General features: G+C 53.6%; 28 protein-coding genes. 24 read left to right on the top strand and 4 right to left on the bottom strand.

The window, feature by feature from the left end; genetic code table 11:
* Positions 1 to 40 precede the first annotated feature (40 nt).
* From NYE29_RS32465 to NYE29_RS32430, 8 genes are all read left to right on the top strand, one after another.
* The gene (locus NYE29_RS32465) at positions 41 to 1,249 is read left to right on the top strand and encodes a GTP-binding protein (protein WP_340899206.1); all 1,209 of its coding nucleotides are present in this window, start codon (positions 41 to 43) and stop codon (positions 1,247 to 1,249) included.
* 347 nt (positions 1,250 to 1,596) lie between these two features.
* Positions 1,597 to 2,304 (top strand): metal ABC transporter ATP-binding protein, encoded by a 708-nt coding sequence (locus tag NYE29_RS32460; RefSeq protein WP_340899203.1) that lies wholly within the window; start codon positions 1,597 to 1,599, stop codon positions 2,302 to 2,304.
* The gene (locus tag NYE29_RS32455) at positions 2,250 to 3,104 is read left to right on the top strand and encodes a metal ABC transporter permease (protein ID WP_340899869.1); all 855 of its coding nucleotides are present in this window, start codon (positions 2,250 to 2,252) and stop codon (positions 3,102 to 3,104) included. Before NYE29_RS32460 ends, NYE29_RS32455 begins: the two co-directional genes overlap by 55 nt.
* An 18-nt stretch (positions 3,105 to 3,122) precedes the next feature.
* Positions 3,123 to 4,241 carry a metal ABC transporter substrate-binding protein gene (locus tag NYE29_RS32450; RefSeq protein WP_340899201.1) on the top strand — a complete coding sequence of 373 codons (1,119 nt, stop codon included), beginning with the start codon at positions 3,123 to 3,125 and terminating at the stop codon, positions 4,239 to 4,241.
* 53 nt (positions 4,242 to 4,294) lie between these two features.
* The gene (gene rpsN, locus NYE29_RS32445) at positions 4,295 to 4,564 is read left to right on the top strand and encodes a 30S ribosomal protein S14 (protein ID WP_076112279.1); all 270 of its coding nucleotides are present in this window, start codon (positions 4,295 to 4,297) and stop codon (positions 4,562 to 4,564) included.
* Positions 4,565 to 4,665: 101 nt separating this feature from the next.
* Positions 4,666 to 4,962 carry a DUF6157 family protein gene (locus tag NYE29_RS32440; RefSeq protein WP_340899195.1) on the top strand — a complete coding sequence of 99 codons (297 nt, stop codon included), beginning with the start codon at positions 4,666 to 4,668 and terminating at the stop codon, positions 4,960 to 4,962.
* A 16-nt stretch (positions 4,963 to 4,978) separates the two neighbouring features.
* Positions 4,979 to 5,737 carry a GNAT family N-acetyltransferase gene (locus NYE29_RS32435; protein WP_179091791.1) on the top strand — a complete coding sequence of 253 codons (759 nt, stop codon included), beginning with the start codon at positions 4,979 to 4,981 and terminating at the stop codon, positions 5,735 to 5,737.
* Between the two features lie 14 nt (positions 5,738 to 5,751).
* Positions 5,752 to 6,378 (top strand): class I SAM-dependent methyltransferase, encoded by a 627-nt coding sequence (locus tag NYE29_RS32430; RefSeq protein ID WP_083675752.1) that lies wholly within the window; start codon positions 5,752 to 5,754, stop codon positions 6,376 to 6,378.
* A 73-nt stretch (positions 6,379 to 6,451) separates the two neighbouring features.
* On the opposite strand, the gene NYE29_RS32425 is transcribed toward NYE29_RS32430, so the two are convergent.
* Positions 6,452 to 7,258 (bottom strand): MBL fold metallo-hydrolase, encoded by an 807-nt coding sequence (locus NYE29_RS32425; RefSeq protein ID WP_340899190.1) that lies wholly within the window; start codon positions 7,256 to 7,258, stop codon positions 6,452 to 6,454.
* A 224-nt stretch (positions 7,259 to 7,482) separates the two neighbouring features.
* Positions 7,483 to 8,067, bottom strand: a complete 585-nt coding sequence (locus NYE29_RS32420) for a helix-turn-helix domain-containing protein (protein WP_038589560.1) — start codon at positions 8,065 to 8,067, stop codon at positions 7,483 to 7,485.
* Positions 8,068 to 8,231: 164 nt separating this feature from the next.
* On the opposite strand from NYE29_RS32420, the gene NYE29_RS32415 reads away from it, so the two are divergent.
* The 10 genes from NYE29_RS32415 to NYE29_RS32370 all read left to right on the top strand — a co-directional run bounded on the left by NYE29_RS32415 (position 8,232) and on the right by NYE29_RS32370 (position 15,325).
* Positions 8,232 to 8,519: a Dabb family protein gene (locus NYE29_RS32415; protein ID WP_076112283.1), complete on the top strand. Its 288-nt coding sequence runs from the start codon at positions 8,232 to 8,234 to the stop codon at positions 8,517 to 8,519.
* 213 nt (positions 8,520 to 8,732) lie between these two features.
* Complete coding sequence (locus NYE29_RS32410) at positions 8,733 to 9,167, top strand: DUF86 domain-containing protein (protein WP_076112284.1); 435 nt, start codon at positions 8,733 to 8,735, stop codon at positions 9,165 to 9,167.
* Between the two features lie 81 nt (positions 9,168 to 9,248).
* On the top strand, positions 9,249 to 9,911 hold the full coding sequence (locus tag NYE29_RS32405) for a helix-turn-helix transcriptional regulator (RefSeq protein WP_038589567.1): 663 nt from the start codon (positions 9,249 to 9,251) through the stop codon (positions 9,909 to 9,911).
* Between the two features lie 100 nt (positions 9,912 to 10,011).
* Positions 10,012 to 10,458 carry a YtxH domain-containing protein gene (locus NYE29_RS32400; RefSeq protein WP_076112285.1) on the top strand — a complete coding sequence of 149 codons (447 nt, stop codon included), beginning with the start codon at positions 10,012 to 10,014 and terminating at the stop codon, positions 10,456 to 10,458.
* Between the two features lie 263 nt (positions 10,459 to 10,721).
* On the top strand, positions 10,722 to 11,528 hold the full coding sequence (gene racE, locus NYE29_RS32395; protein ID WP_038599336.1) for a glutamate racemase: 807 nt from the start codon (positions 10,722 to 10,724) through the stop codon (positions 11,526 to 11,528).
* A gap of 359 nt (positions 11,529 to 11,887) precedes the next feature.
* Entirely contained in the window at positions 11,888 to 13,096 is a 1,209-nt protein-coding gene (locus NYE29_RS32390) for a M14 family zinc carboxypeptidase (RefSeq protein ID WP_340899868.1), read from the top strand.
* A 182-nt stretch (positions 13,097 to 13,278) separates the two neighbouring features.
* Positions 13,279 to 13,530 carry a hypothetical protein gene (locus NYE29_RS32385; protein WP_038589573.1) on the top strand — a complete coding sequence of 84 codons (252 nt, stop codon included), beginning with the start codon at positions 13,279 to 13,281 and terminating at the stop codon, positions 13,528 to 13,530.
* A 126-nt stretch (positions 13,531 to 13,656) separates the two neighbouring features.
* Positions 13,657 to 13,959 (top strand): HesB/IscA family protein, encoded by a 303-nt coding sequence (locus tag NYE29_RS32380; RefSeq protein ID WP_038589576.1) that lies wholly within the window; start codon positions 13,657 to 13,659, stop codon positions 13,957 to 13,959.
* 41 nt (positions 13,960 to 14,000) lie between these two features.
* A complete protein-coding gene (locus NYE29_RS32375; protein ID WP_038589579.1) occupies positions 14,001 to 14,240 on the top strand; it encodes a DUF1450 domain-containing protein in 240 nt (79 codons plus the stop codon).
* A gap of 260 nt (positions 14,241 to 14,500) precedes the next feature.
* Positions 14,501 to 15,325: an aldo/keto reductase gene (locus NYE29_RS32370; protein ID WP_038589582.1), complete on the top strand. Its 825-nt coding sequence runs from the start codon at positions 14,501 to 14,503 to the stop codon at positions 15,323 to 15,325.
* Positions 15,326 to 15,496: 171 nt separating this feature from the next.
* Here the strand turns inward: NYE29_RS32370 and NYE29_RS32365 are convergent, their stop codons facing one another.
* Entirely contained in the window at positions 15,497 to 16,639 is a 1,143-nt protein-coding gene (locus NYE29_RS32365; RefSeq protein ID WP_038589585.1) for a THUMP domain-containing class I SAM-dependent RNA methyltransferase, read from the bottom strand.
* Positions 16,640 to 16,825: 186 nt separating this feature from the next.
* Here NYE29_RS32365 and NYE29_RS32360 point away from each other — a divergent pair, with 186 nt between their 5' ends.
* Positions 16,826 to 17,455 (top strand): O-methyltransferase, encoded by a 630-nt coding sequence (locus NYE29_RS32360; protein WP_340899180.1) that lies wholly within the window; start codon positions 16,826 to 16,828, stop codon positions 17,453 to 17,455.
* A gap of 44 nt (positions 17,456 to 17,499) precedes the next feature.
* On the opposite strand, the gene NYE29_RS32355 is transcribed toward NYE29_RS32360, so the two are convergent.
* The gene (locus NYE29_RS32355; protein ID WP_038589591.1) at positions 17,500 to 18,720 is read right to left on the bottom strand and encodes an MFS transporter; all 1,221 of its coding nucleotides are present in this window, start codon (positions 18,718 to 18,720) and stop codon (positions 17,500 to 17,502) included.
* A 227-nt stretch (positions 18,721 to 18,947) separates the two neighbouring features.
* Here NYE29_RS32355 and hemE point away from each other — a divergent pair, with 227 nt between their 5' ends.
* The 5 genes from hemE to NYE29_RS32330 all read left to right on the top strand — a co-directional run bounded on the left by hemE (position 18,948) and on the right by NYE29_RS32330 (position 24,856).
* On the top strand, positions 18,948 to 20,009 hold the full coding sequence (hemE, locus tag NYE29_RS32350) for a uroporphyrinogen decarboxylase (RefSeq protein ID WP_340899176.1): 1,062 nt from the start codon (positions 18,948 to 18,950) through the stop codon (positions 20,007 to 20,009).
* Positions 20,010 to 20,063: 54 nt separating this feature from the next.
* Positions 20,064 to 21,020 (top strand): ferrochelatase, encoded by a 957-nt coding sequence (gene hemH / locus NYE29_RS32345; protein WP_340899174.1) that lies wholly within the window; start codon positions 20,064 to 20,066, stop codon positions 21,018 to 21,020.
* A complete protein-coding gene (hemG, locus tag NYE29_RS32340) occupies positions 21,017 to 22,492 on the top strand; it encodes a protoporphyrinogen oxidase (RefSeq protein WP_340899173.1) in 1,476 nt (491 codons plus the stop codon). The genes hemH and hemG overlap by 4 nt, the downstream gene beginning before the upstream one ends.
* A 239-nt stretch (positions 22,493 to 22,731) precedes the next feature.
* Positions 22,732 to 24,024 carry a CapA family protein gene (locus tag NYE29_RS32335; RefSeq protein WP_340899172.1) on the top strand — a complete coding sequence of 431 codons (1,293 nt, stop codon included), beginning with the start codon at positions 22,732 to 22,734 and terminating at the stop codon, positions 24,022 to 24,024.
* A 100-nt stretch (positions 24,025 to 24,124) separates the two neighbouring features.
* On the top strand, positions 24,125 to 24,856 hold the full coding sequence (locus NYE29_RS32330) for a glycerophosphodiester phosphodiesterase (protein ID WP_340899171.1): 732 nt from the start codon (positions 24,125 to 24,127) through the stop codon (positions 24,854 to 24,856).
* Positions 24,857 to 24,870: the final 14 nt, after the last annotated feature.

Genomic DNA, 24,870 nt, shown 5'->3' with positions numbered 1-24,870 from the left:
TGTCATCCCTATCCCATCTAAAAGTCTAAGGAGTAAATCTATGAATAAAATTCCTGTTACCGTGCTCAGCGGATATCTGGGCTCCGGTAAAACTACATTGCTCAATCATATTCTGCACAACAGAGACGGCCTGAAGGTCGCTGTCATTGTCAATGACATGAGTGAGGTCAACGTCGATGCTAGTCTGGTAAAATCCGGCAACACTCTCTCCCGGACCGAGGAAAAGCTGGTGGAAATGTCCAATGGGTGCATCTGCTGTACACTCCGCGACGACCTGCTGCGTGAAGTGAGTAATCTGGCCGCGGAAGGCCGGTTTGATTATATCCTGATCGAATCCTCCGGGATCAGCGAGCCGGTTCCGGTCGCGCAGACCTTTACGTATGCCAATCCTGATCTGGATATTGACCTGACGGAGCTCGCAAGACTGGACACGATGGTCACCGTTGTGGATGCCAACCGGTTCTGGCATGATTTCGCTTCCGGAGACAGTCTGATCGACCGTAATATGACGGCAGGCGAAGGGGATTTCCGCGATATTGTAGATCTGCTTATTGATCAGATTGAGACCTGCGACGTATTGCTGCTCAATAAATGCGACCTCGTTGAAGAGCAGGAGCTGAACAAGCTTGAGGCTGTGCTGCGCAGACTTCAGCCGGGCGCCAAGATCATCCGTACGGTTAACGGTGTCGTTGACCCCAAGGAGATTCTCAATACGCACTTGTTTGATTTTGAGAAGACAAGTATGTCCTCCGGCTGGATTGCGGAGCTGAATAAGGAGGAGCATACACCGGAGACCGAAGAATATGGCATTGGCTCCTTCGTCTACCGGCGCAGAACACCTTTCCACCCGCAGAGATTAAGCTTTTTCTTCAGCAATTGGCCGGAAGAAGTTGTACGGGCTAAAGGGCTGGTCTGGCTGGCCGCGAAGGGAGATCTCGCCGCGAGCTTAAGCCAGGCCGGGCCTTCTATCCAATTTGGTCCGGCCGGTTACTGGCTGGCGACTCTGCCGAAGGAGCAGCAGCTTGAAGTGCTGGCGACCGAGCCTGACGTGAAGGCTAGATGGGACGAGCAGTGGGGCGACCGGATGAATGAGATTGTGTTCATCGGAGTGGCCATGGACCGTGCGGCGATTGAAGCCAGACTGGACCGCTGTCTGCTGACCGGAGAAGAATTGCAGCAGGACTGGAGCCAGTTCAATAATCCGCTTCCTTGGCCTGCTGAGGAGCTGCTGGCAGCCGCTCAGGAGTAGAGGCGGTAATCGAGCACAAGTAGAGAGCAGATCTCATAGAGGGTGCCTCCAGCCAGTTTGCATTTAGAAGGACCTGTTTCCACATGAGAGTGGGGAATGGGTCCTTTTTTATTAAAAAGATAAGAATTTATATGCTTCACGCTATAAATTATCTTTCTATTTCTCGCTGAAACGGATACCGGCCTTTTGAAGACGGCGAAGCCGTTTCCACTTGTTTGGATTCCATGAATTACGATTAATTTGCCGTAATGGGTTTACAAATCGTAATCATTACGATAATATGTTTGGAGTCAATACGTAATGTTTACGATTAATCCAAGCGGATTAGGAAAGAAAGGATATGTGCCATGATTTTATCATCCATGCGGGATGTGGTGTTTGGTTACGGGAATGAGCCTGTGATTGACTCCCTGTCGCTTGATATTGAAGCCGGGCAGTTCATCGGGATTACCGGCCCGAACGGTGCGGCAAAAACCACGCTGCTGAAGCTGCTGCTGGGGCTGCTGCGTCCGTGGAGCGGAACAGTCACACTGAACCGGGAGATCACAGGAGGGGGCAAGCTTGCTGTCGGCTATGTTCCGCAGCAGGTGGCTTCCTTCAATGCCGGATTTCCCAGCAAGGTTATTGAACTGGTCCGTTCCGGCTGCTACGCCCGGCTTGGCTTGTTCGGCAGGTTTACGAAAAGTGAGGAGGAAATTGTCGAGCGCAGCCTGAGACAGGTGGAGATGTGGGACTACCGTGACCGCCGGATCGGGGAGTTGTCCGGCGGGCAGAAGCAGCGGGTCTGCATCGCCCGTGCGCTCGCGGGACAGCCTCAGGTACTGGTGCTGGACGAACCGGCCACAGGCATGGACATCGCCAGCCGTACCGGGTTCTACAAGCTGATGCGACATTATGTCAGCCAGCACGGGCGCACCGTCATTATGGTCACGCACGGCCTGGAGGAGACAAGCGCTTATCTAGATACAGTGATCAGCCTGGAACGGAAGGAACAGGAGGGCTGGCAATGCTTGGTTACGAATTCATGCAGCGTGCATTTTGGGCCGGGGGCCTGATCGGGATCATCGGGCCGCTGCTCGGCGTATATCTGATGCTCCGCCGTCAGGTGCTGATGGCCGATACCCTCTCCCATGTGTCGCTCGCGGGTGTGGCGCTGGGCTCAGTGCTGCAGCTGAATCCCGTACTCAGCGGCTTCGCGGTGGCTGTCATCGGCGGTATCGTCATCGAGCAGCTGCGCCGTTCTTACCGTACATACAGCGAGCTCCCGGTTGCCATTATTATGACCTCAGGGCTAGCGCTGGCAGTTGTCCTGATGAGCCTGCAGCAGAATCTGAGCAAGAGCTTCAGCTCGTATCTGTTCGGCTCTATCGTAGCTGTGAGTGATACCCAGCTTAGACTGATTGCTATCGTCACAGCAGCAGGCCTGCTGTACTTCGTCCTGCTGCGGCGGCCGCTCTACAGCCTGACCTTTGATGAAGAGACGGCGAGCATCGGCGGCGTGCATACGGGCCTGTTATCCTTTTCGTTCGCTGTGCTCACCGGGATGACCGTTGCGGCGGCGATGCCGGTGGTAGGGGTACTGCTGGTGTCCGCACTTATTGTGCTGCCAGCCTCGCTTGCGCTGCGTATCGCTTCCGGCTTCACCGCTGCGGTTCTGATTTCCATCGGCGTGGGCCTCACTGGTGTTTTTAGCGGCCTGGCAACATCCTATTATATCAATACGCCTCCCGGAGGCACGATTGCCCTCATTCTGCTGTTGTTCCTGCTGACCGCCATCGCAGTGCAGAAGCTGAGCAGGCGGCGGAACCGCCGTAACACACATAAATCCTTAAGCAAATTCCATAAACCCATATAAGAACAGGAGTTAACATTTATGAAGTCTAAATTCAATATCCGCTATCTTGCCGTCTTGTCCCTATCAACCCTGCTGATTGCCGCCGGTTGCGGTAAAAACAATAACACAGATCCTGCCGCTACTGCTGCTACTGCTTCTAATGCGCCAGCAGCCGAGACAACTGCCGTTCCGGCAGCAGACAAGATGGACATTAAGGTCAGCTTCTATCCGATGTATGAATTCACCAAGAATGTTGCAGGCGAGCTTGCCGATGTTGAAGTCTTGGTTCCGGCCGGCATGGAGCCGCATGACTGGGAGCCGACAGCACAGGATATGGCCAAGATTACGGATGCCGATGTGCTCGTCTATAACGGAGCCGGCATGGAGGGCTGGGTCGAGCAAGTACTGGACAGTGCTTCGGGCAGCAAAATGGTCACCGTGGAAGCCAGCAAAGGGCTTGAAATTAAGGAAGGCTCAGAGGAAGAAGCGGATGCTCACAGTCATGAACATGAGGAAGCCGGACATGGCGAGGAAGCCCATGATCACGAACATGAGGAAGCCGGACATGCTGAAGAAGCTCATGATCACGAAGAAGGTGAACATGCGGAGGAAGGCCATGCTCATGATCACGGCGGTCTGGACCCCCATGTCTGGCTAGCTCCTGAACTTGCAATCAAGGAAGTGCGTACTATCGAAGCCGCGTTGTCTGCTGCTTCCCCAGCGAACTCTGCTGCCTTCAAAGCCAACGCCGATGCCTATATTGCCAAACTGGAGGCGCTGCACCAAGAGTTTCAGGATGGACTCAAGGATACAAAACGAAAAGATTTTATTACCCAGCATGCCGCCTTTGGCTATTTGGCTGAGGCGTACGGCCTGACACAGGTGCCGATTGCCGGCCTCTCTCCGGAACAGGAGCCATCCGCTGCCCAAATGGCCGGAATTGTTGAATTCGCCAAGGCCCATGACGTAAAAACGATCTTTTTTGAGACGTTGGTTTCCTCCAGTGTTGCTGACACTATTGCCCAGGAAATTGGTGCCAAGGCCGCTGTCTTGAATCCGATCGAAGGACTGACGGATGAGGACCGCAGCAATAACCTTGATTATATCGGCATCATGCGCCAGAACCTGGAAGCGCTGAAGAAGGCACTTAACGAATAGAGCAGGATTCATCATTGGCAACTCATTCAAACAACGGAAGGCGGATAAACAATATGGCCAAGAAATCAAAAGTAGTCAAAGAATTAAAACGGCAGGAATTGGTGGCTAAATACGCAGATAGACGGAGAGAGCTGAAGGCCAAAGGAGACTATATGGCCCTGCAGAAGCTGCCACGCGATTCCTCCGCTACCCGGCAAAAGAACAGATGCACTGTTTCCGGCAGGCCCAGAGGGTATTTAAGCAAATTTAAGATTTCACGGATCGTCTTCCGGGATCTGGCACTGAAGGGTCAAATCCCCGGCATAACCAAGTCCAGCTGGTAAAATCAGGTGTTGTGTTTCAGCTTTGAAGAAGCGGCTAATTCTCGACTTACAGGGGATTGGCCGCTTTGCTGTGTTCATTATCTTTGCAATGGGTTTGTGGAGTGGATTATTATAGAAGAAAAGCAGGATTGATTCCAGAAGGGGGGATTCAGTATGAGCTTCTTTACCGGAGGAAGAGCGGATCAGCAGAAAGGACGAAATATGGGGACAGTTGTTCTCCAAAAGCCACCCCTGCCTGCGGGCCTCGATGCTGCCAACGGTACGGCTGGGGCGTGCACTTTAATGCCGAGGGCAAAATCTCCCTGTATGCCAAGGAATCACCTGAATATGATCACTTTACGTCACATGAGGATGCAGGCGTAAAGCTGCTGAATGCGATGCGCAGCAAACGCAGCTGAGAAGGGAGGAAGAAGTTTGTACAAGTCAATAGAAGAGATTACGCTGAATACCTGGCCTGCGGAGCAGAGCGTAATGCTGGAGGGCTGGGTGCTGCGTTCGGCAGCGGGCTACACGAAACGGGCGAATTCGGTCAACCCGCTCTACGGCCCGGAGGAACAGGATGCCGGACTTGGAATGTTGCGGAAGATCCGGCTTGCAGAACAATATTATGAGGACGCCGGACTGAATCCCGTATTCAAAATCACTCCGTATGCCCGGCCTGCCGGTCTGGATAAGGAACTGGAGTCGCAGGGATATAGCCTCATCGAGCCGTCATCCGTCCGTGTTCTTGACCTGCAGGACCTGCCTGAATTACGCAACGTCTATACGCTGCAGATCCGCAGCGAGCTGACAGAGGAGTGGCTGGAGGTCTTCGCTGATTTAACCGGGTTGTCCTCCGGGAACCGGGAGACGCTGCGCCGAATGCTGACCGCTTCCTGTTTAAAGCAAGGTTACGCTCTCTTGCTCAAGAGTGGTCTTCCGGCTGCCTGCGGGCTTGGGGTAATCCAGCATGGATACATAGGGCTGTATGATATCGTCACAGCTCCGGCTCACCGCAGACAAGGGATGGCGGAGCAATTGATTCTTGGACTGCTCCACTGGGCCAAGGCCCAGGGTGCCGCAGCCTCCTTTTTGCAGGTGGTACAGGCGAATAAGGGCGCTTCGGCCCTATATGACAAGCTGGGCTACAAGGAGATTTATCAATATTGGTACAGGGTCAAAATCCGGGAATAGAGGAGGCGAAGCATGTGTCACAATACTGGAGCGACAGATTTGCCCGAGAAGGTATGATTTGGGGAGAACAGCCCAGCGGATCGGCGCTGCGGGCTAAAGCGTGGTTCCTTGAGCAGGGGATCAAGTCCGTCTTGGTTCCGGGTGCGGGCTATGGCCGCAATACGAAGGTGTTCTCGTCTCAGTTTGACACTTACGGCATAGAGCTGAGCAGTGCTGCGCTGAAGCTTGCTGTGGAATGGGACAGCAGCACACGGTTTATCGAAGGATCGGCACTGGAGCCTCAGCTGGAGCACCAGGTGGACGCTGTCTACTGTTACGATGTGCTTCACTTGTTTCTTTCCGGTGAGCGGTGCCGCCTGATTGATGCGGCTCTTGCGCAGCTGCGGCCCGGTGGCCTGCTCTACTTCACCAGCTTCTCTGATGAAGATCCGAACTATGGCTGCGGAAGAAGGCTGGAGCCGGGGACCTACGAGTATAAGGAAGGGAAATATGCCCACTTTTTCAGCGATGCCGATTTGCGGGAGCATTTTGCCGGAACGGAGATTGTTGAGACCGGCACATTTACGGATTCGCTGCACAGTCCGCAGGGCGGAAGCCATGAATACATACTTAGAACTATTCTCGCATGCAAAAGAGGATAGAACCCTGGCAGTAAGACGCTTTTTTTGTAGTCCGCGCAACCGGATTTCAGCTTGCCGGCCACGCGGTTCAGACCTAAACGAATTTCCCTTGAGCCGGGACAGACAGCTCCTTGAATGTCTTGCATAAATGAGCCAATGCAGGCGACAGCTCTGGAACAGCCATGGGCAGGCCATGCCCGGCAAGCAAGACTTGCGGATCGAGAAGTGCGAGCTTGCGCACAGACTTCTCCGCCTCCACCCAGTCTAATGTGAAATAAGCCGGAGGACCGTGCAGTTCCTTGTGCTGTGTAATTACCGCAAATGCTGATTCCTGCTTCACTGTAATTAAAGCGTCTCCTGCTATAAGCACCCTGTCTTCGGGACGGAAAAGAGAGATATGCCCCGGGCTGTGCCCCGGCGTATGCACCCATGTCCATCCTTTGGCCCCGGGAACACTTCCGTCTTCCGGCAGCGGATGTACAGCTGCGCCGAGATCAATCCCACGGTGCGGATAAAGCGGGGCTGCTACGGCCATCAGGCCGCCGCCAACGGATGGATCAGCCGGAGGATAATCCTCTTTTCCGGTGAGATAAGGCAGCTCCTGGGGGTGGGCATACACCGGAGTTCCTTTCCATTCTTCCAGCAGCTCCTTCAGGTTGCCGACATGATCAAAATGCCCGTGCGTCAGCACAATCGCCTGGGGCGGTTTGCCAAACTGCTCCCAGGCCGTGTGCATAATGCTCCCTGCGAAGTTTCCAAGTCCTGTGTCGACCAGAATCCAATCCGATCCAGACCGGCCAATAAAAGCTGTGTTCGAAAATAAGGTCCGAAGACCCAACACTCCGGCTGCCACTTCCCATGTTTCGGTAAAACCGGCAGTCAGTATACCGTTCCATTCCATCCGCGTTCCTCCTGTTTATTACTAGCTCAAAGTGAGTTCACCTTGTAGTATGGCCTTTTTCATAAAATAAAAAGCATAGCTGCACAAAGCAGTCCCGAGCCGGAGGAAACGTCAAATGGCCCTTCTCGCAATGAAGAAGGACCTTGTGTGTTTGTGTGTTGAGAAGATGTACTTAGGACAAGCAGCTACAGGTATTTGCTGGATGAACCTGCGGTTTAATCGGGTTAATGCAGCTCGCAATCGGCGAACAGGATATGCCGCGGGATACGGAAGAAATTCTCTGCTTTCTCCTGCAGTGCGAGGGTTGGGAGATGGCTCTGATGCAGCCATTTGCGGAAGGTACCGGGATGGACACCGATCCAGATGCTGACATCGGTGACGGAGAAATCGTAAACCATGCACAGACCCGTAAGAATGACATTGCTGCGGGGTGAGCCCGCAAGTGTTCTTTTCATAAACCGTGAAGGTGTCGGCTGGCAGACTATCGGACTTTGCCGTACAAGTGCCTCGTTGAACAGGATGTGGGACGGATAGCCAAGCAGGCGGCAGACCTTGTCCAGATTGGTTCTGGAGGGGATGCGGCCCTCGTACACCCAGGCGCTTACACTGCGCGAGGAGACGGAAAGCTCTTCCGCAAGCCGGGACAGCTTAATGTCCTTGGCCATCAGGATGGCAAGCAGCACACGGTTGCGGATTTGGCTGCGTTTAGGCCGGCGAAATCTTTTGACCCGTACACCTTGTCCAAGATATTTACGGTTGATCAGAGACCAGGCCTGGATTTTGTGAGATTCTGGTTGATTCTTAGGCATACTTCCTCCGAATTTTTAAGGTTATACTACAATACTTTCTGAAGTGCTGCAATGGTTAATGCTGTAATTGCTTACATACATGCTTAAGTTTCTTTCAGAAGTGATGGTGTTATGATATATTTTTAATAATCATTTTACAAATTTAATCGTTGGGAGCGAAATAGATGATTAAGCATATCGTGTTTTTTAAATTGAAAGACCGGTCCCCGGAGAAAGTCGAAGCCACAGTTCAGGTCCTACGGAACATGGAAGGCAAAATTCCGCAGCTGCTCTCCATCGAGGTCGGTGCCGATCTGATTCATTCCGAGCGTTCCTTTGATATTGCACTTGTAACGGTAGTAGCATCCATGGAAGATTTGCAGGCTTACCAGGTTCACCCGGTCCATAAAGAAGTTATTGCCCATATCAATGAGGTCAAGGAGCTTTCGATTGCAGTAGATTACGAAATCTAAAACAGGATGACTGTGGCAGGAAAACCCATTAAATACCGAAAGCGGTGACGTAAATGCGTGAGCTTGAGTATCCGATGGAAGCCTTAACGTATCTGATCGTATTTTTGGCAGCCTGCTTTATTATGCTGTTCTGGCTGAAGCGCCGCGGCAAACGCGGAAAGTAGCAGCCATTACTTTCGTTCTACTTAAACCACCAGAGTTGGAGGGTCAGCTGTGTATTATGTCAACCGGAAGCAAATCGAAATGATACTTGGCCAAATCCCCGATATCAGAGCCGGTCTTCAACATGCAGCATCTGCATGGGATGGCAGCATTATCACAGGACTCGTGCAGGAACGATGCCTGCATTTGGCGATAGAGGTTGTGACTGATGTCGGCAGCTACCTGATCGACGGGTTCATCATGCGTGATGCCGGCAGCTATGAAGATATTATCTCCATTATCCATGAAGAAAAAGTCCTCGGTGACAGCGGAATCTACGAGGTGCTTATCCAGCTCGTATCACTGCGCAAACCGCTGGTGCAGGATTATTATACCTGGGAGCGCAGCGCGCTGCATCCGTTAACCCGTGTGCTTCCGCAGGTGCTGGAGCAGTTCGCGGAGGAAGTGCGCAGGTATCTGGACCAGGAACTGGGTACCGGACAATAACTGGGGAAATGCCTGAACTAAGCCAGTGCTGCACAACTATTATACACGGCGACAGCCGTGAAAGAGAGGAGGTCCTTGCGGATGAAAAAGGGGCAGGAAAGCGGATCTACACGACGTTTGATTATGACACTCCTGAAGAAGAAAGGCCCGCTGACGATCGGTGCGCTGGCGGAGGAACTGGGAATTACCGAAATGGGCGTACGGCGTCATGTACTGCAGCTGGAGCAGGAATCGCTGGCCAAGACCAAGGTCGTCCGCCAGGCCATGGGCCGTCCTCTGCATGTCTATTCACTGACTGAGCGGGCTGAAGACCATTTTCCCAAAAGCTATCATAACCTGGCGCTTGAATTGCTGCGGGAGCTGGATCACGGCAGCGGCCTGGAGGCCGTCAATGTGCTGTTCGAAGGCCGGCGGCGGCGGATGCTGGCCCAGTACGCTCCGATGATGGAGAACTGCAATCTGGAGGAGCGGGTTGCAGAGCTGTCTTCCATCCAGAATGCCGGAGGTTATATGGCTGAATGGAATAAGGAAGAGGACGGCTCCTATATTATGCGCGAATATAATTGTCCGATCCGCCAGGTAGCGACCCAATACCGGAAGGCTTGCCAATGTGAGCATCAGTTGTTCGAGGAACTCCTTGGTGCCAAAGTTACGCGCAGTGAATGTATGGCGGAGGGCGGCCAGTGCTGCCGGTACGATATTACGCCGAGAGAAAAAGACAAAACTTCTGAAATGACCTCTTAATCAGTCACAGGACAAAACATCCATGCTTATGATATACCAGAACTAGGCGATTGCCCGGGTGGCCGGGCAGAGGCACTTGAATCCAAAGGAGAGATTGAGGATGAAAAAGGAATCCAAAAGTTTGCTGTGGGGTATTTTGGCCGGTAGTGTGGTAGGTTCAGTGACAGCGCTGCTGTTTGCCCCTAAACCAGGCAAAGAGCTGCGTAAAGATATTGCGGAAGGTACCACCGGAGCCATTGATAAAGTGCAGGATGTCGCCGGGCAGGCCGGAGACAAAGGCGCGGAGCTGTACGGTAAAGCCAAAGAGGCGGTAGAAACTGTTGTAACCGAAGTCAAGGAATGGAGCAAGCAGTACATCCATACCGGTGAGGAAGAAAAGTATATCACTCTCAGCGGAAAAGCAGTTGAAGAAGCAGAAGCCGTATCGGACGCTGCGGAAGCCGCCTTTGAAGAGGCTGCTGCTGGCAGCGATGAATCCGCTGCGGAGATTGAAGTCGTTCTGGAGGATGAAGTAAAGGATGACAAAGGCAACGGTGAGATCGCCTGATTTCACGGGATAGGCCATTCTCAGGGAATCCTAATAATATACGCGCTTCCGGCCAAGAGCCGCTTTTCGCAACGTGGCGGAAGGTGGCTCTTGGCGGCTGGAACAACAGTGGAATATTGGGCTGGACACCGGAGCCGATCAATGCTTCTCTTGAACTGTAACGGCAAAAGGAGTATTATCTGCAATTGGGGCTGAAGGCCAGGTACACTTTGTTTAAGCCTTACATAAGCTACACAAAACAAGTAAAAGGAAGCGGTGTGTTCGTGCAGCAAGCTATAGCAATATTGGACTCGGGTGTGGGGGGACTTACGGTTGTCAAAGAAGTAATGAGACAGCTCCCGCGGGAGAAAATCATCTATTTTGGAGATACTGCCCGCGCCCCTTACGGACCCCGTTCAACCGAGGAAGTGAAACTGTTCACCGAGCAAATCGTGGACTATCTAATTCAATTTAATCCTAAAATGATCGTTATTGCCTGCAATACTGCAACTGCGGCAGCTCTTGACTATATCTCTGCCAAGGTGTCCATTCCTGTCATTGGAGTCATCCATCCCGGTGCCCGTGCGGCGATCAGCGCAACCAAAATAGGCCAGGTCGGCGTAATTGGCACCATCGGAACCATTAAGAGCGGAGCCTATACCGCAGCGCTTCAGGAGTTGTCTCCATTTGTTAAGGTAGTCAGTCAGGCCTGCCCGGCGCTTGTCCCTTATGTCGAGCAGGGGTTGTTCCGCACGGCGGAGAGCGAAGCGGCGGTGGCGGAATCGCTCAACGGGATCAAGTATGAACCGATTGATACACTGATTCTGGGCTGTACCCACTACCCGTTCCTGGTAGATCCGATTGGCAAGGTCATGGGACCCGGTGTTAAGCTGATCAGCTCCGCGGATGAAACCGCGCGGGAGATCAGCACGATCCTATATGACAAAGGCAAGCTTGCCCGCGGGGATGAAAGTCCGATTCATCAATTTTTCTGCAGCGGAGATGCCGAGATGTTCCAGCGGATCGCCCGCGACTGGCTTGGAGAACAGATCAAGCGCACTCCCGTTGTGTGGCAGGTATCTTCGTTATAGGCTTTGCTGTGAGGAAACAATAGGGACAATCCCTCAGATTCGGAAATTTCAGAATCAAGGGCGTTCATGATAGACCGGGAGGTATCACTCCGGGTCTTTTTTTTCGTAACCTCCAAGACCTTATTCACCTGCCAGGGTGATTTTGTCCTGCACAAGTGAATATTTGCGATACTTCAGGATTCATTGTATGCGTTTACATTTATTTGTGCGGAAGGGGTGAACTGTGCTCATTTCTTTCATGCAGGGCAGTAGGGGCTGCATACAATAGGGGTGAGGGCTGTGTCCCGTTGTCTCCGCGGGTATTGTCCGCCCGGGCGGCAAGGGACGACGGCAACTAGAGGGCCGAGAGGATGAGACATATGCAGCAATATATTGCCCGCAGGGGAGATACCGTTAGCCGAATTGCCGCCAGGCATGGACTTACACCGGAGCATGTAATTCAAGGAAACCCATGGGCCGGCAGGCAGCCTTATTTATATCCGGGCCAAATCCTGTTTCTGCCTTCCGCTCCGCGCAGACGTTATTCTGTACAGGAGGGGGATGACGCCGGGTTGATCGCCGCCTTATTTGATGTGAGCATAGAGGAGCTTGAAATGCTGAATCCCGGAGTGACCTCAGGCCGCTGCTGCATACCGGGCAAAGTGCTGGTTATTCCTCCGGCGGCTTCGCGGTCAGTAGTGTCTGTACGCAGCGAATATGGTCCGGAGGATGTCGAGCAGGATATCGGCAAGCTGGTGGCAAAGTACCCGTTTGTTACAAGGGGCAGCATCGGCGCAAGTGTGCTCGGCAAGCCGCTCCACCTGCTGCGGATAGGCAGCGGGCCCCGTCACCTCCACGTCAACGCTGCACTGCATGCCAACGAGTGGCTGACCTCGCCGTGCCTGATGTCGTTCATCGAACAATATGCCGCTGCGTATGATGCAGGCAGGGATTGGCACGGCCACCGCCCCGAAGAGTGGCATAAGCATTGGACCTTGTGGGCAGTACCTATGGCTAATCCGGATGGGGTGGAGCTGGTGCAGGAGGGGGTGCTGCCCGGCCAGCCCCACTATGAGGAGCTGCTGCAATGGAATTGCGGGCGGCGGAGCTTCCGGCATTGGAAGGCTAACATCCGCGGCGTAGACCTGGGGGATCAGTTTCCGGCCCACTGGGAAGAGGAAAAGGCGCGCCGGGGAGTGCCGGGTCCTGCCCCGCGGGACTACAGCGGACCGGCGCCGCTCAGTGAGCCGGAAGCCGCCGCGCTGGCGGCGCTGGCGGAGCAGTATCCCGGTGATGCAGCCGTATCTCTGCACAGCCAGGGCGGAGAGATCTACTGGAACTACCGGGGATATGAGCCGCCGGAGAGCAAGGGATGGGCGGCAAGGCTGGCAGCGGCGAGCGGCTACCGGGCCGTTGAGCTGAGCGGCAGCGATGCCGGTTATAAGGACTGGTTCATTCAACGCTTCCGGAAGCCGGGCTTCACGGTGGAGCTGGGAATCGGCAAAAATCCGCTGCCGCTGGCTGATTTTGAAGACATGGCGCTGGAAACCGGGCTTATTTTGGGTGCTATACTCTCAAATTTGAAATAAAAATGAAACAAACTTTGTAAATTTGCGTAATATAACAGCAAAGGGTACGGCCGCAGTCATTCCTATACGTGCTTTGCGGCTGAATCCTTTTTTATGGATATAACTGCTGATTAAGCCCTGACCAATATTATCCGAGTGTCTGGATTCAATATATTACCTACATCATTATTAGGAGGACCGTCATGAAATTCAGAAAACTGCTTTCGCTTAAACAATGGTCCCATATCTTCCGTAATTCCTGGCAGTATGTCATTTCTCCCAATGTAACGATAGGGGACAAGCTGCTGTTCACTATACCGGTGCTGCTCTACTGGGTGCTTCCCGATTTTATGCCGTTTCTGCCGATTGACGACATTGGTGTGACGATGCTGCTGATGGGCTGGTTTGTATCACGGATGGACCGCAAATATCCTGCCCTGAAGAGCGGAAGATGAATTTTTAGAGAATCTTTTTACGCTCCATTCTGATCTATTTCGCCGATATGGTTGCTTTTACAGGTTACTTTCCTTAAAATAAATTATTGAGTATTTAAATTTAAGATGCCTGGGAGATGGATGAGGATGAACGTCAAAATTACCCGCAATGCGGCTAAAGTGATAAAGAAAACAATGGAGCTTGAAGGCAACAGCGAGCTCAAGCTGCGCGTAGCCATTACCCACGCTCACGGCGACCATGCCCACTACGGTCTGGATTTGGACACGCCTAAAGAGAATGATGTGGTAGTATCCACGGACAAGGAGATCGATGTGATTCTCGATCCGAACCAGCCGCTGCTGGATGGCGTGAAGATTGATTACCTGTATTTCCCTGAAGAAGGTTTTGTCATCACTAATCCGTCTAAAGGAAATCATGGCGATCACTAAACGTTCGCCCGTACCTTACGGACATAAAGAAGGGTTGCTTTATGGCTAACGAAATACAAATTTGCGATCAATGCAATTACACGAGAATGAAAAGCATTCTTCCCAAGCTGCGCAAGATGGCTCCCGATGCGGAGATCAAGATTGGCTGCAAGTCCTACTGCGGACCTTGCGGCAAGCGGGCCTTTATCTATATCAACGGCCGTTACATCAGTGCTCCGACTGAAGATGAGGTGCTGGCGAAAGCCGCAGCCTTTGTCAAGCAGCCGGCAGTTAAGGAATAACTCCGTCATATATCACGAGGGGTGGCAATCGAACGGTTGTTTAGCCGACCACTTGTCATCCACAACAAAATTCGCCTCCGCTGACAAAGCGGGGGCTTTTTATTTTTTAAATTTGCAGAGGTGTCCTATTCAGTCATTGCGGGACCTTTCCAGTTCTGCCCGATCCGCTCAAGCTCTGCCTGGTTTGGGTACCGGGGAGGCACATGGTATAATGAACCTGTTGTCTAAACTGATCTATACATAGGAGGGAATGATACTGTATGAAGCATCTTACCGACGGAACGATTCTGAATAACGGGGTTGTCATGCCCTGGTTTGGTCTCGGCACTTACAAAGCAGAGGGCGAGGAGGTCGCAAAGGCCGTCACGACCGCTCTTGAGCTGGGTTACCGGAGCATAGACACCGCAGCGGTATACGGCAATGAAGAGGAAGTGGGCCGGTCGATAGCCGCCAGCGGCGTAGACCGGGACAGCCTGTTCGTGACCACAAAGGTATGGAACAGTGATCAGGGCTATGATACGACCCTGCGGGCTTTTGAGACCAGCAGCAAGAAGCTGGGACTGGATGTGATCGACCTTTATTTGATCCATTGGCCGGGCAAGGATAAATATAAAGAGACTTGGCGTGCACTGGAGCGCCTTAATCAGGAAGGCCGCGTCCGGGCGATCGGAGTCAGCAATTTCCAGATCCATCATCTGCAGGAATTGCTGAAGGACAGTGACACCGTGCCTGTCATCAATCAGGTGGAGCTGCATCCGCGGTTTATCCAGAAGGAGCTGCATGATTTCTGCGCACAGCATCACATTCAGATCGAAGCGTGGGCTCCGCTGATGAAAGGCAGACTGCAGGAGAATGAGCTGCTGAAGAACATCGCGGACAAGCATGGCAAGACCGTATCACAGGTTATTCTGCGCTGGGGGCTTCAGAGCCGTATCGTGATTATTCCGAAGTCGGTCACTCCGTCCAGAATTAAGGAGAACAGCGAAATCTTTGATTTCGAGCTGTCACAGGAGGAATTGGCTGCGATCAGCGGACTGGATGCCGGGGAGCGGATCGGCACCGATCCGGATAAATTGTTGTTCTAGGCAGTCCAGCATCTTTCACACAAAAAACGAGGCTGTTCCAAAAACCATGATCTGGCTTATGGGAACAGCCTCGTTGGAAATATCTAAAAAAACCGGGCAGTGATCCATCCGTTACTGGAGGATCGCTGTCCGGTTTTCTTGTACAGTCTGTGAGACAGCACCGTATCGTAATCAGCTTTGAGGGTTGCGCGGTGGGAGCGGCCCAAGGTATTGATAATACTGGCATTCGATCCGCCCGTTATACAGCTTGCGGCGCTTGTCCGCCTTGCGGCCGTACAATTGCTCGAATTCCTTCGACGGGCTGATGGCGAAGAAGGACCATGTCGGGAGATACAGCATCATTTCACCGAACTGGCGGGTCAGACGTTCGACTTCCTTGTCGTTGCTGAGCCGTTCGCCGTAAGGCGGATTGGTAATGATGCAGCCGTATTCGCCTTCCGGCCGTGCCTTCGCGGCAGCGATGTTCTTGAAGGTGATTTCACCGGCGAGACCGGCGCTTTTGGCGGCGGCTTCGGCAATTTCAATCGCCGCAGGATCAATGTCGCTGCCGGTTAATTGCAGCGGATAATCATCGCGCACGGCGTCGAAGGCTTCCTCGCGGGCTTCCTCCCACAGACGTTTCGGGATTTCCGGCCAATGCTCGGAAGGGAACGAACGCCGCAGTCCCGGCGCGATGTTCCAGGCGATCATCGCCGCTTCAATCAGCAGCGTGCCTGAGCCGCAGCAAGGATCGTACAGCGGACGGTGGCCGTTCCAGCGGCTAAGCTGGATCAGGGCGGCTGCCATCGTTTCCTTCAGCGGCGCTTCTGTAGCCTGACGGCGGTAGCCGCGTTTGTGCAGCGCCGGGCCGGTCGTGTCCAGCGTGATCAGGGCGATATCATTCAGCAGAATCATCTCAACCACATAACGCGGTCCATTTTCCGGGAACCATTCCGTACGGTACGAAAGCTTCAGCTTCTCGACAATGGCTTTCTTGACAATCCCCTGGCAGGCGGGTACGCTGGTAAGCTGGGATTTATGCGAGCGGCCTTCCACAGGGAATTCCCCATTCTCGGGAATCCAGTCCTCCCAGTTGATCGCTTTGACGCCTTCGAACAGCTCATCGAAGGTTTTGGCCGGAAACTGGCCCATTTTAACGAGTACACGGTCTGAGGTGCGCAGCCATAAATTGCAGCGGCAGATGTCAATATAATCTCCGCTGAACAATACCCGTCCGTTCTCGACGGTGGTCTCATAACCCAGCTCGTTTAATTCGCGTGCTACTACAGCCTCCAGCCCCATGGGGGCGGTGGCGATCAATTGTAATTTGCCCAAATGCTCTCAACTCCGTTTAACTTGTAGATGGTAACGCAATGCCAGTACAATAAGGTAGTTACCGGAAGGCGATACAACGTATTGCCGGCATTCTAAATATGCGCCTCGTCAAGGACGGCGCAGCTGATCCTTCTAAGTATAGGGGAATGCGCGGGACTTCACAACATGAACTAAAGGAGAATACATATGCCTAACCAAGAAGAATACAGCGAACAGCTTTATACAGAGGATGAGATGCTGCTTGAAGTGAAGAAAGCAATCGCCGGGAACCACATGCCTGAGGTGTCCATCGCTCCGGGTTATGGACGGCTGCTCACCATGCTGGTGGGCCTGTCCCGTTCGAGGAACATTCTGGAGATCGGCGCGCTTGGCGGGTACAGCGGCATCTGCCTGTGCCGCGGACTAGCGGACGGCGGAAGCCTGACGTCGCTTGAGCTGAAGGCCGAATATGCCGGACTGGCCGAGCGCCACCTGCAGCAGGCCGGATTCGGCGATACGGTGGAATATAAAATCGGCCCTGCGCTGGACAGCCTGAAGCTGCTCGAAGCGGAGGGCCGGACTTTTGATTTCTTTTTCATTGATGCCGACAAGGAGAATTATCCGAATTATCTCGAATATGCGATCAGGCTGGCCTCGCCGGGTGCGGTCATCGCCGGGGATAATATCTTCCTGCGCGGCCGCACCTTGAACACGGACAAGAACGGACCCGCCGTGCAGGCGATGCGCCGTTTCAACGAAATGATAGCGGCTGATCCACGCCTGAATAGTACACTGCTCCCCGCCTATGACGGACTGGCTTTGGCGGTAGTAAAGTAAACACCGGATTTGCGCTTAGGGTACCTGCCGGATTACTCCCTATGCTAGCGGAATAGCCGCGGCTCCGTATTCTTATACAGCTTGAGCCGTACCCAGACGGTATTGATCAGCAGGAAGCAGCCGGAGATGATGAACAGGCCCTCAATACCGATATAGCCCGACAGGAATCCGCCGATCACCGCTCCCAGCATATTGCCAAGGGCCAAGGTACTGCTGTTGAAGCCAAAAGCCCGGCTCTCCTTGCCATCAGGCGTATAGGAACGGATAAGTGCATTGACGCTCGGAAGCAGCCCCCCCATGAAGACGCCCATTAGGAAACGGACAATAATCAGCTGCCAGACGCTGGTTACAAAAGCCTGCGGGATCAGGAACAGCGAAGCTCCGATCAGCGCAAAGGTTAAGATCCGGTGGGCGCCGATTTTGTCGCTCAGCTTGCCCAGTACCGGGGAGGCCAGCATATTGGAGATGCCGGTAACCGCGCTGACCATTCCTGCCCAGAAGGCGATGTTCACAGCGGAGCCGTGCAGCTTCTCCACATACAGGGGCAGCAGTGACATCGGGCTGATCATTGCAAACTGCAGCAGAAAGGTAACGCCGAACAAGGCCGGAAGCTGCGGAACCTTGGCCAGCTCCTTGAAGCCTTCCATTACGGAAACCTGCGGAACCTGCGCAGCCTCGACCCGGTCAAATTTCTCTTTGACGAGGAACAAGGCCAGCAGCGAGGCGACGAACAGCAGCGCCCCGACGACATAGAAGATCGGGCGGAACCCGATCCAGTCAGCCAGCGCCCCGCCGATCAGCGGTCCCAGAATAGTACCGGCAACCGACCCGGACTGCATCAGCCCCATGGCGAAGCCCATCCGGGGTTTAGGTGTCGTTCCCGAGACGAGCGCGATGGAGGCCGGGTTGAAGCCGGAGATGGTTCCGTTCAGCAAACGGAGCAGCAGCAGCTGCATTGGAGACTGTGCAAATCCCATCAGCACAATGACGATCGCCATGCCGAAGCTGGAGCGCAGGAGCATGATTTTGCGGCCGTATTTGTCGGCCAGCTTGCCCCACAACGGCTGGAACAGAAATGAGGTCAGAAAGTTCGCGGCAAAAATAAGCCCGGCCCACATTCCGATTGCATGATCACCCTGCACTCCCAGATCTTTGGCAAGATAAAGGGACAGGAACGGGGTAATCATGGTCATCCCGGCATTTACCAGGAATTGGCCAAACCAAAGCACCATGAGGTTGACTTTCCATGTCTCCCAATTCTTCAAAGTGCTTTCACTTCCTTTCAGAGGATTCAAAGAGAAAATATTCACGAAAAATTGACATTCTATCAGTATATCATAGTTTTTTGGCTGGACGGTGCAACACTTGTCATAGTAATGTCATGGGATTGTCATTCCATGAAGGGTGGAGTGGTTGTTACCTACTTTTAAAAAGGGCATAATAAGTTATATGTGTTTACAAATAACCTATCAAATCTAATGGAGATCTTATGATGACCTACAATGACACTTTTATCCGTGCCTGTAAGAAGCAAGAGACAGACCATGTTCCCGTATGGTACATGCGCCAGGCCGGACGTTATGATCCAGAGTACCGTAAAATCAAGGAGAAATACTCGCTGCTGGAAATCTGCAGCCAGCCTGAGCTTGCAGCGGAAGTAACTCTGATGCCTGTTCGCAAGCTGGGCGTGGATGCGGCGATCCTTTATTCCGACATTATGAATCCGGTGGCGTCGCTTGGCGTGAAATTCGACATCGTCAAGAATATCGGACCGGTAATCGAGAATCCGATTGCTTCCGCAGCCGATGTGGACAGATTGAAGCCGATTGATGTAGAAGGGGATCTCAGCCACATCCTCAAGACCATTGCCATGTTGGACAAGGAGCTGGAGGTGCCGCTGATTACCTTTGCAGGCGCGCCGTTTACCATTGCCAGCTATCTGATCGAAGGCAGGCCTTCCAAGAGCTATCACCGCACGAAAGAGATGATGTTCAGCCAGCCCCGGGTCTGGGAGAAGCTGATGGAGAAGCTGGGAGATATGGTGATCGCCTATCTGCGTGCCCATGTCCGCAGCGGCGGTAAAGCGTTCCAGCTGTTCGACAGCTGGGTAGGAGCTCTGGCTCCCCGTGATTTTGAACAATATGTCCTGCCAACCATTACGCGTATTTTTGCCGAACTTTCGGATCTCGATGTACCTAAGATCTATTTTCCCGGCGTAAGCTCCGGCGAACTGCTGCCAAGCCTAACGAATCTTAAGGCCGATGTCATCGGAGTCGACTGGCGTGTGAGCCTGAGTGAAGGCAGACGAAGAACAGGCGGCAGATTTGCGATCCAGGGTAATCTGGACCCTTATCTGCTTACAGCACCGATGGAGGTACTGAAGGAGCGGGCCAAGGAACTGATTGATGAAGGCATCCGGGAGCCGGGGTATATTTTCAACCTGGGTCACGGCTTATTTCCCGAGGCTTCTCTGGACACGCTAAGGGAGTTGACTGAGTATGTGCACGAGTACTCGGAGCAGGCGCTGAAGGAAGCTGCACAGCCAAGAGCTTAGGATGAACAGCAGATTGCAGAGTATGGACATTATTCGTAAAAGGGGATGGAATCTGTGACAGCAAAAATCGGAGTTCTCGTGATGTCATACGGCACGCCTGAAAGTTTGGAGGGTGTAGAGGCTTATTACACCCACATCCGGCGCGGCAATGCACCTTCAGCCGAGCAGCTGAAAGAACTGAAGGACCGTTATGAGGCCATTGTCGGCGGGGTTTTCCCGCTTAGAGAGAACACGGACCGGCAGGTGGAGGCTTTGCAGGAGGCGCTCAACAGCGGCCATAGCGGTGAGGATGTTCAATATATGTGTTATCAGGGGCTTAAGCATGCGCACCCGTTTATCGAAGACGGTGTTGAAGCTATGGCGCGGGATGGCATCACCCAGGCGGTCGGGATTGTACTTGCCCCCCATTATTCGGTAATGAGTGTAGGAACCTACATTAAACGTGCCAGGGAAAAAGCTGAAGCCAGCGGAGTCAACATGGAATTTGTGGAGAGCTATCATCTGCATCCCGAGCTGATTGATGTGCTCACCCGCAGAGTGTCTGCCAAGCTTGACCTCTTTGAAGAGACCGGCGCCGCCCGGGATGAGGTTCGTGTATTGTTCAGCGCCCATAGCTTGCCTGAACGGATTCTGGCCATGGGCGATCCGTACCGGGATCAGCTGCTGGAAACGTCAAAAGCGATTGCCGAGCAGGCCGGTGTAACCTCCTGGCAGTTTACCTGGCAAAGCGCGGGCAGAACGGCTGAGCCTTGGCTGGGCCCGGACATTCTGGATACGCTGCGTGAGCTTGGCGAAGCTCAGGTGAAATACGTGTTGTCTGCCCCGATCGGTTTTGTTTCCGACCATTTGGAAGTGCTGTATGACCTCGACATTGAGGCTCAGGCACTGGCTTCGGAACTGGATCTGCGGCTGATGCGCACCGATTCGCTGAACAGCGACCCGGCCTATATGTCGGTCCTCAGCGATGTGGTGCGCACCAAAGCCAGTCAACTGAAGGTGAGCCAGTCATGACGGGTTCCCCCCGTAAGGTAGTCATCATCGGCGGCGGCCTCAGCGGCCTCAGCGCCGCTTTTTACGTTCGCAAACACTACCGGGAAGCCGGCGTACAGCCGGATATTGTGCTGATCGAGAAGGAGAAGGTGCTGGGAGGCAAGATCGAAACATTGCAACGTGACGGCTTCGTCGTTGAGAAAGGGCCGGATTCTTTTCTGGCCCGCAAAACGGCCATGAGCGATCTGGCCAAGGAGCTGAAGCTTGATCATGAGCTGGTCACCACCAATCCGAATGCCAAAAAGACGTACATATTGCAGCGCGGCAAACTCCACCCGATGCCGGCGGGGCTTGTTCTCGGCATTCCTACAGAGCTGAAGCCGTTCCTGAAGAGCGGGCTTGTGTCATTCAGCGGCAAAATGCGGGCGATGCTGGACTTCGTTCTTCCGCCGCGCCGGAGCAGCGAAGATGAATCGCTCGGCCAGCTGATTGAGCGCCGTCTTGGCACTGAGGTGCTGGAGAATATGACCGAACCTCTGCTTGCCGGTATATATGCCGGAGATATGCGCAAGATCAGCCTACAGGCAACCTTCCCCCAGTTTGGTGAGGTGGAACGCCAATACGGCAGTCTTATCCGCGGGATGACTACGGGCCGCAAGCCTGTCGAGACGCATACCGGCACCAAAAAAAGCGCCTTCCTGACCTTTCGTAAAGGACTGCAAAGTATGGTTCATGCCCTGATTCATGAACTGCATGATGTGGAGCAGCGTACCGGAACAGGTGCCGCCCGTATTACCGTCCGCACAGATAGCGGCCGCTCTTCTGCAGCCGAATCCGTTCCGCGCTACGCGGTAGAGCTGGATAACGGCGAAACGCTGCTGGCTGACGATATATACGTCACCGTGCAGAATTTTGCTGCCGCTGAGCTGCTCCGTCCCCATGTGGATGTGTCCGCACTGGATAACGTCAACTATGTATCGGTAGCCAATGTGGTAATGGCCTTTGCCAAGAAGGATATCATTACGGAATATGACGGCTCGGGGTTCCTTGTTCCCCGTAAGGAAGGGCGCAATATTACCGCCTGCACCTGGACTTCTACCAAATGGCTGCATACAAGCCCTGAGGACAAGGTGCTGCTGCGCTGTTATGTCGGCCGTTCAGGCGATGAACAGAATGTTGAGCTGCCGGATGAGGCGCTTGCGGAGCTGGTGCGCAAGGATCTGCGGGAAATTATGGGAGTGGGCGCACAGCCGCTCTTCACGGAGATTACCCGGCTGAAGCATTCCATGCCGCAGTATCCGGTCGGCCATCCCGGCCGTATCGCAGGGCTGCGCAGTGAGCTATCGCAGAAGCTCCCGGGCGTCTATGCTTTTGGCGCCGGCTATGATGGCATCGGGATGCCTGATTGCATCAAACAGGCCAAGGAGACGGCTGAAGCCGCAGCCGGAAGCTTGAACAAGCAGCCCGCACCTGTGGGCGCATCCAGAGGTTAGAACCAAACGGTGAAGCGGAGGTGGTGGCGCTTCACCGTTTTTTTATTATAGAATTCCCGTCCGGCTATCTTGGAGGGAGCAGCATGAGTTATGCTATAATAGAACCAATTTAAAGGCAAAGGGGATTGTTTGTACCCATGTATCCGCCGAGATCACGCACACGACAGAACAATAAGCGCAGCACTAAACGCCGGCGCAGAAGGGTTTGGGCGTGGACCAACGTAAGTTTGCTTTTGTTGATGACCGCTATGCTAACCTATTATTTTATTGGAGATCACGACAAAGAGAATGCTGCCCCGCCACCGCCGTCAGAGGCGGTAGTTTCGCCCTCACCGGACGCCGTGACACCTGAGCCTGAAGCTACGGCGACCGTAACTCCTGAGGTCACAGCTAGTGCTGAACCTACTCCAGAACCCTCTCCAGAGGCTTCACCGGCACAGGAGAATATAGCAGAGGCAACGGCGTCCCCCGAGGCTAGCAGAGCTCCAGAGACTGCAATAGGTTCCGGAGACGATGGAGATGGCGGAGCTGGCGGCCAGAATACCGGCGATGCGGTTTCCGGGTTGCCGGAGAATGCCGGAGACACAGTCACGCTGAATTTTGCCGGGGACGTCATTTTTGCCGGCAAGGTCGGGGAACTGCTCCAGAAGAAAGGGTATGATTATTCCTATTCTGCCCTGAATGGAATGTTTAAGAAGGATGATCTCACCGTAGTGAATCTGGAAACACCGATTACTACGGGTGGCGTGAGCGCCGAGAACAAGCAGTTTGTATTCAAGGGAGCGCCAGAGGCCTTGGATGCGCTGAAGTCAGCCGGTGTGGATGCGGTAAATCTTGCCAATAACCATACGCTGGATCAAGGGGAGCAAGGTCTGCTGGATACTTTGAGCAACCTCAGCAAGCGGGGGATTCCTTATGTAGGAGCAGGAGCCGACAGCAAGGAAGCTTATACGACCCAATATTTTGAGCGCCAGGGAATCCGGATAGCCTTGCTTGGCTTCACACGTGTCATTCCTCATACAGACTGGATCGCCGGAGCGAAGAAGCCCGGTGTTGCTTCTGTCTATGACAGCAGAGAAGGGCTTAAGGCCATCGCCGCTGCCAAGAAGAAGGCTGACTTGGTCGTTGTAGTTGTCCACTGGGGGAAGGAACGGGTTGAACAATATGATGCGACCCAGCAGGAGCTGGGACACAGCTTTATTGATGCCGGAGCAGACCTGGTGATGGGTGGCCACCCGCATGTGCTGCAGGGGATAGAGCCGTACAAGGGCAAATGGATCGCTTACAGCACAGGCAATTTTATTTTCACACGGTCCAAGGTTCCTGCTACGTGGGAGACCGCTGTTTTTCAGGCACAATGCACTGTCAAAGGCGAGTGTTCGTTGAAACTGAGCCCGATGGACGCCGAATTAGGCCAGCCGGTGCCTATGAATGATGTGGATGGACAGCTTTTGCTGAATAAAGTTCAATCCTTATCTTCAGGACTCGTAACCATCAGAAACGACGGAACCGTCGTACAAGCCGGCAAATAGGGCTAAACCAACAAGATAGTCGTAAGCAGCTCGCACCGGTCCCTGCAGAATTCACGGGGGAATCCGGAGACAGACCATACTTCTGCTGGAGGTACTTATGATGAAAAACATGTGTGTAGCCCACCGTGGATTCTCCGGGAAAGCACCGGAGAATACGCTCGCAGCCGTTCGCATGGCGCTTGCTCTGCCTTATGTACGCTGGATGGAAATTGATGTTCAGCTCACCAGAGACGGGGTGCCAGTCGTCATCCATGATTTTACGCTGGACCGGACGACGAACGGACACGGCAAGATTAAGAACATGGAATTTGAGCATCTCCGGCGCCTGGATGCGGGAAGCTGGAAAGGGCGTGCCTTCCGGGGAGAACGGGTCCCTTCGCTGGAAGAGGTGCTTGAGCTTGCTTCCGGACGGCTGCGCCTGAATATTGAACTGAAGACCAGCGGTGATATGTATCCGGGTCTGGAGAAGGCAGTCATTGACCTTGTCTCTTCCACAGGGATGCGGGATGATGTTGTGCTGACCTCATTTGATGCCGGGGCATTGCAGCGGATCAAGGAGCTGGATCCGCGGTTTCGCACCGGTCTGATTTATGATTCCAGAACCGGTGATCCCGCCCGTAAGCTGAAGGAGCTGGACTGCTCCTTTCTGTCCATCAGCTTTGCACGGCTGAATCCGGGACTGGCGAAGCAGCTTGCCGAACGCGGTGTCAAAACGATGGCCTGGACGGTGAACAAGGCGAAGGAGATGCGCCGTCTGGCTGAAATGCATTCCGATATTATGATCTGTACGAACCGTCCGGATATCTGGGGCGAAACTTTTCTGAAAGCTTAAGGACATTACCAATT

The sequence above is a fragment of the Paenibacillus sp. FSL M7-1046 genome (genome assembly GCF_038007405.1).
Lineage (GTDB): Bacteria > Bacillota > Bacilli > Paenibacillales > Paenibacillaceae > Paenibacillus_AQ.
Note: the sequence above shows the minus strand (reverse complement) of the source record. Positions and strands in the feature narration are given on the sequence as shown.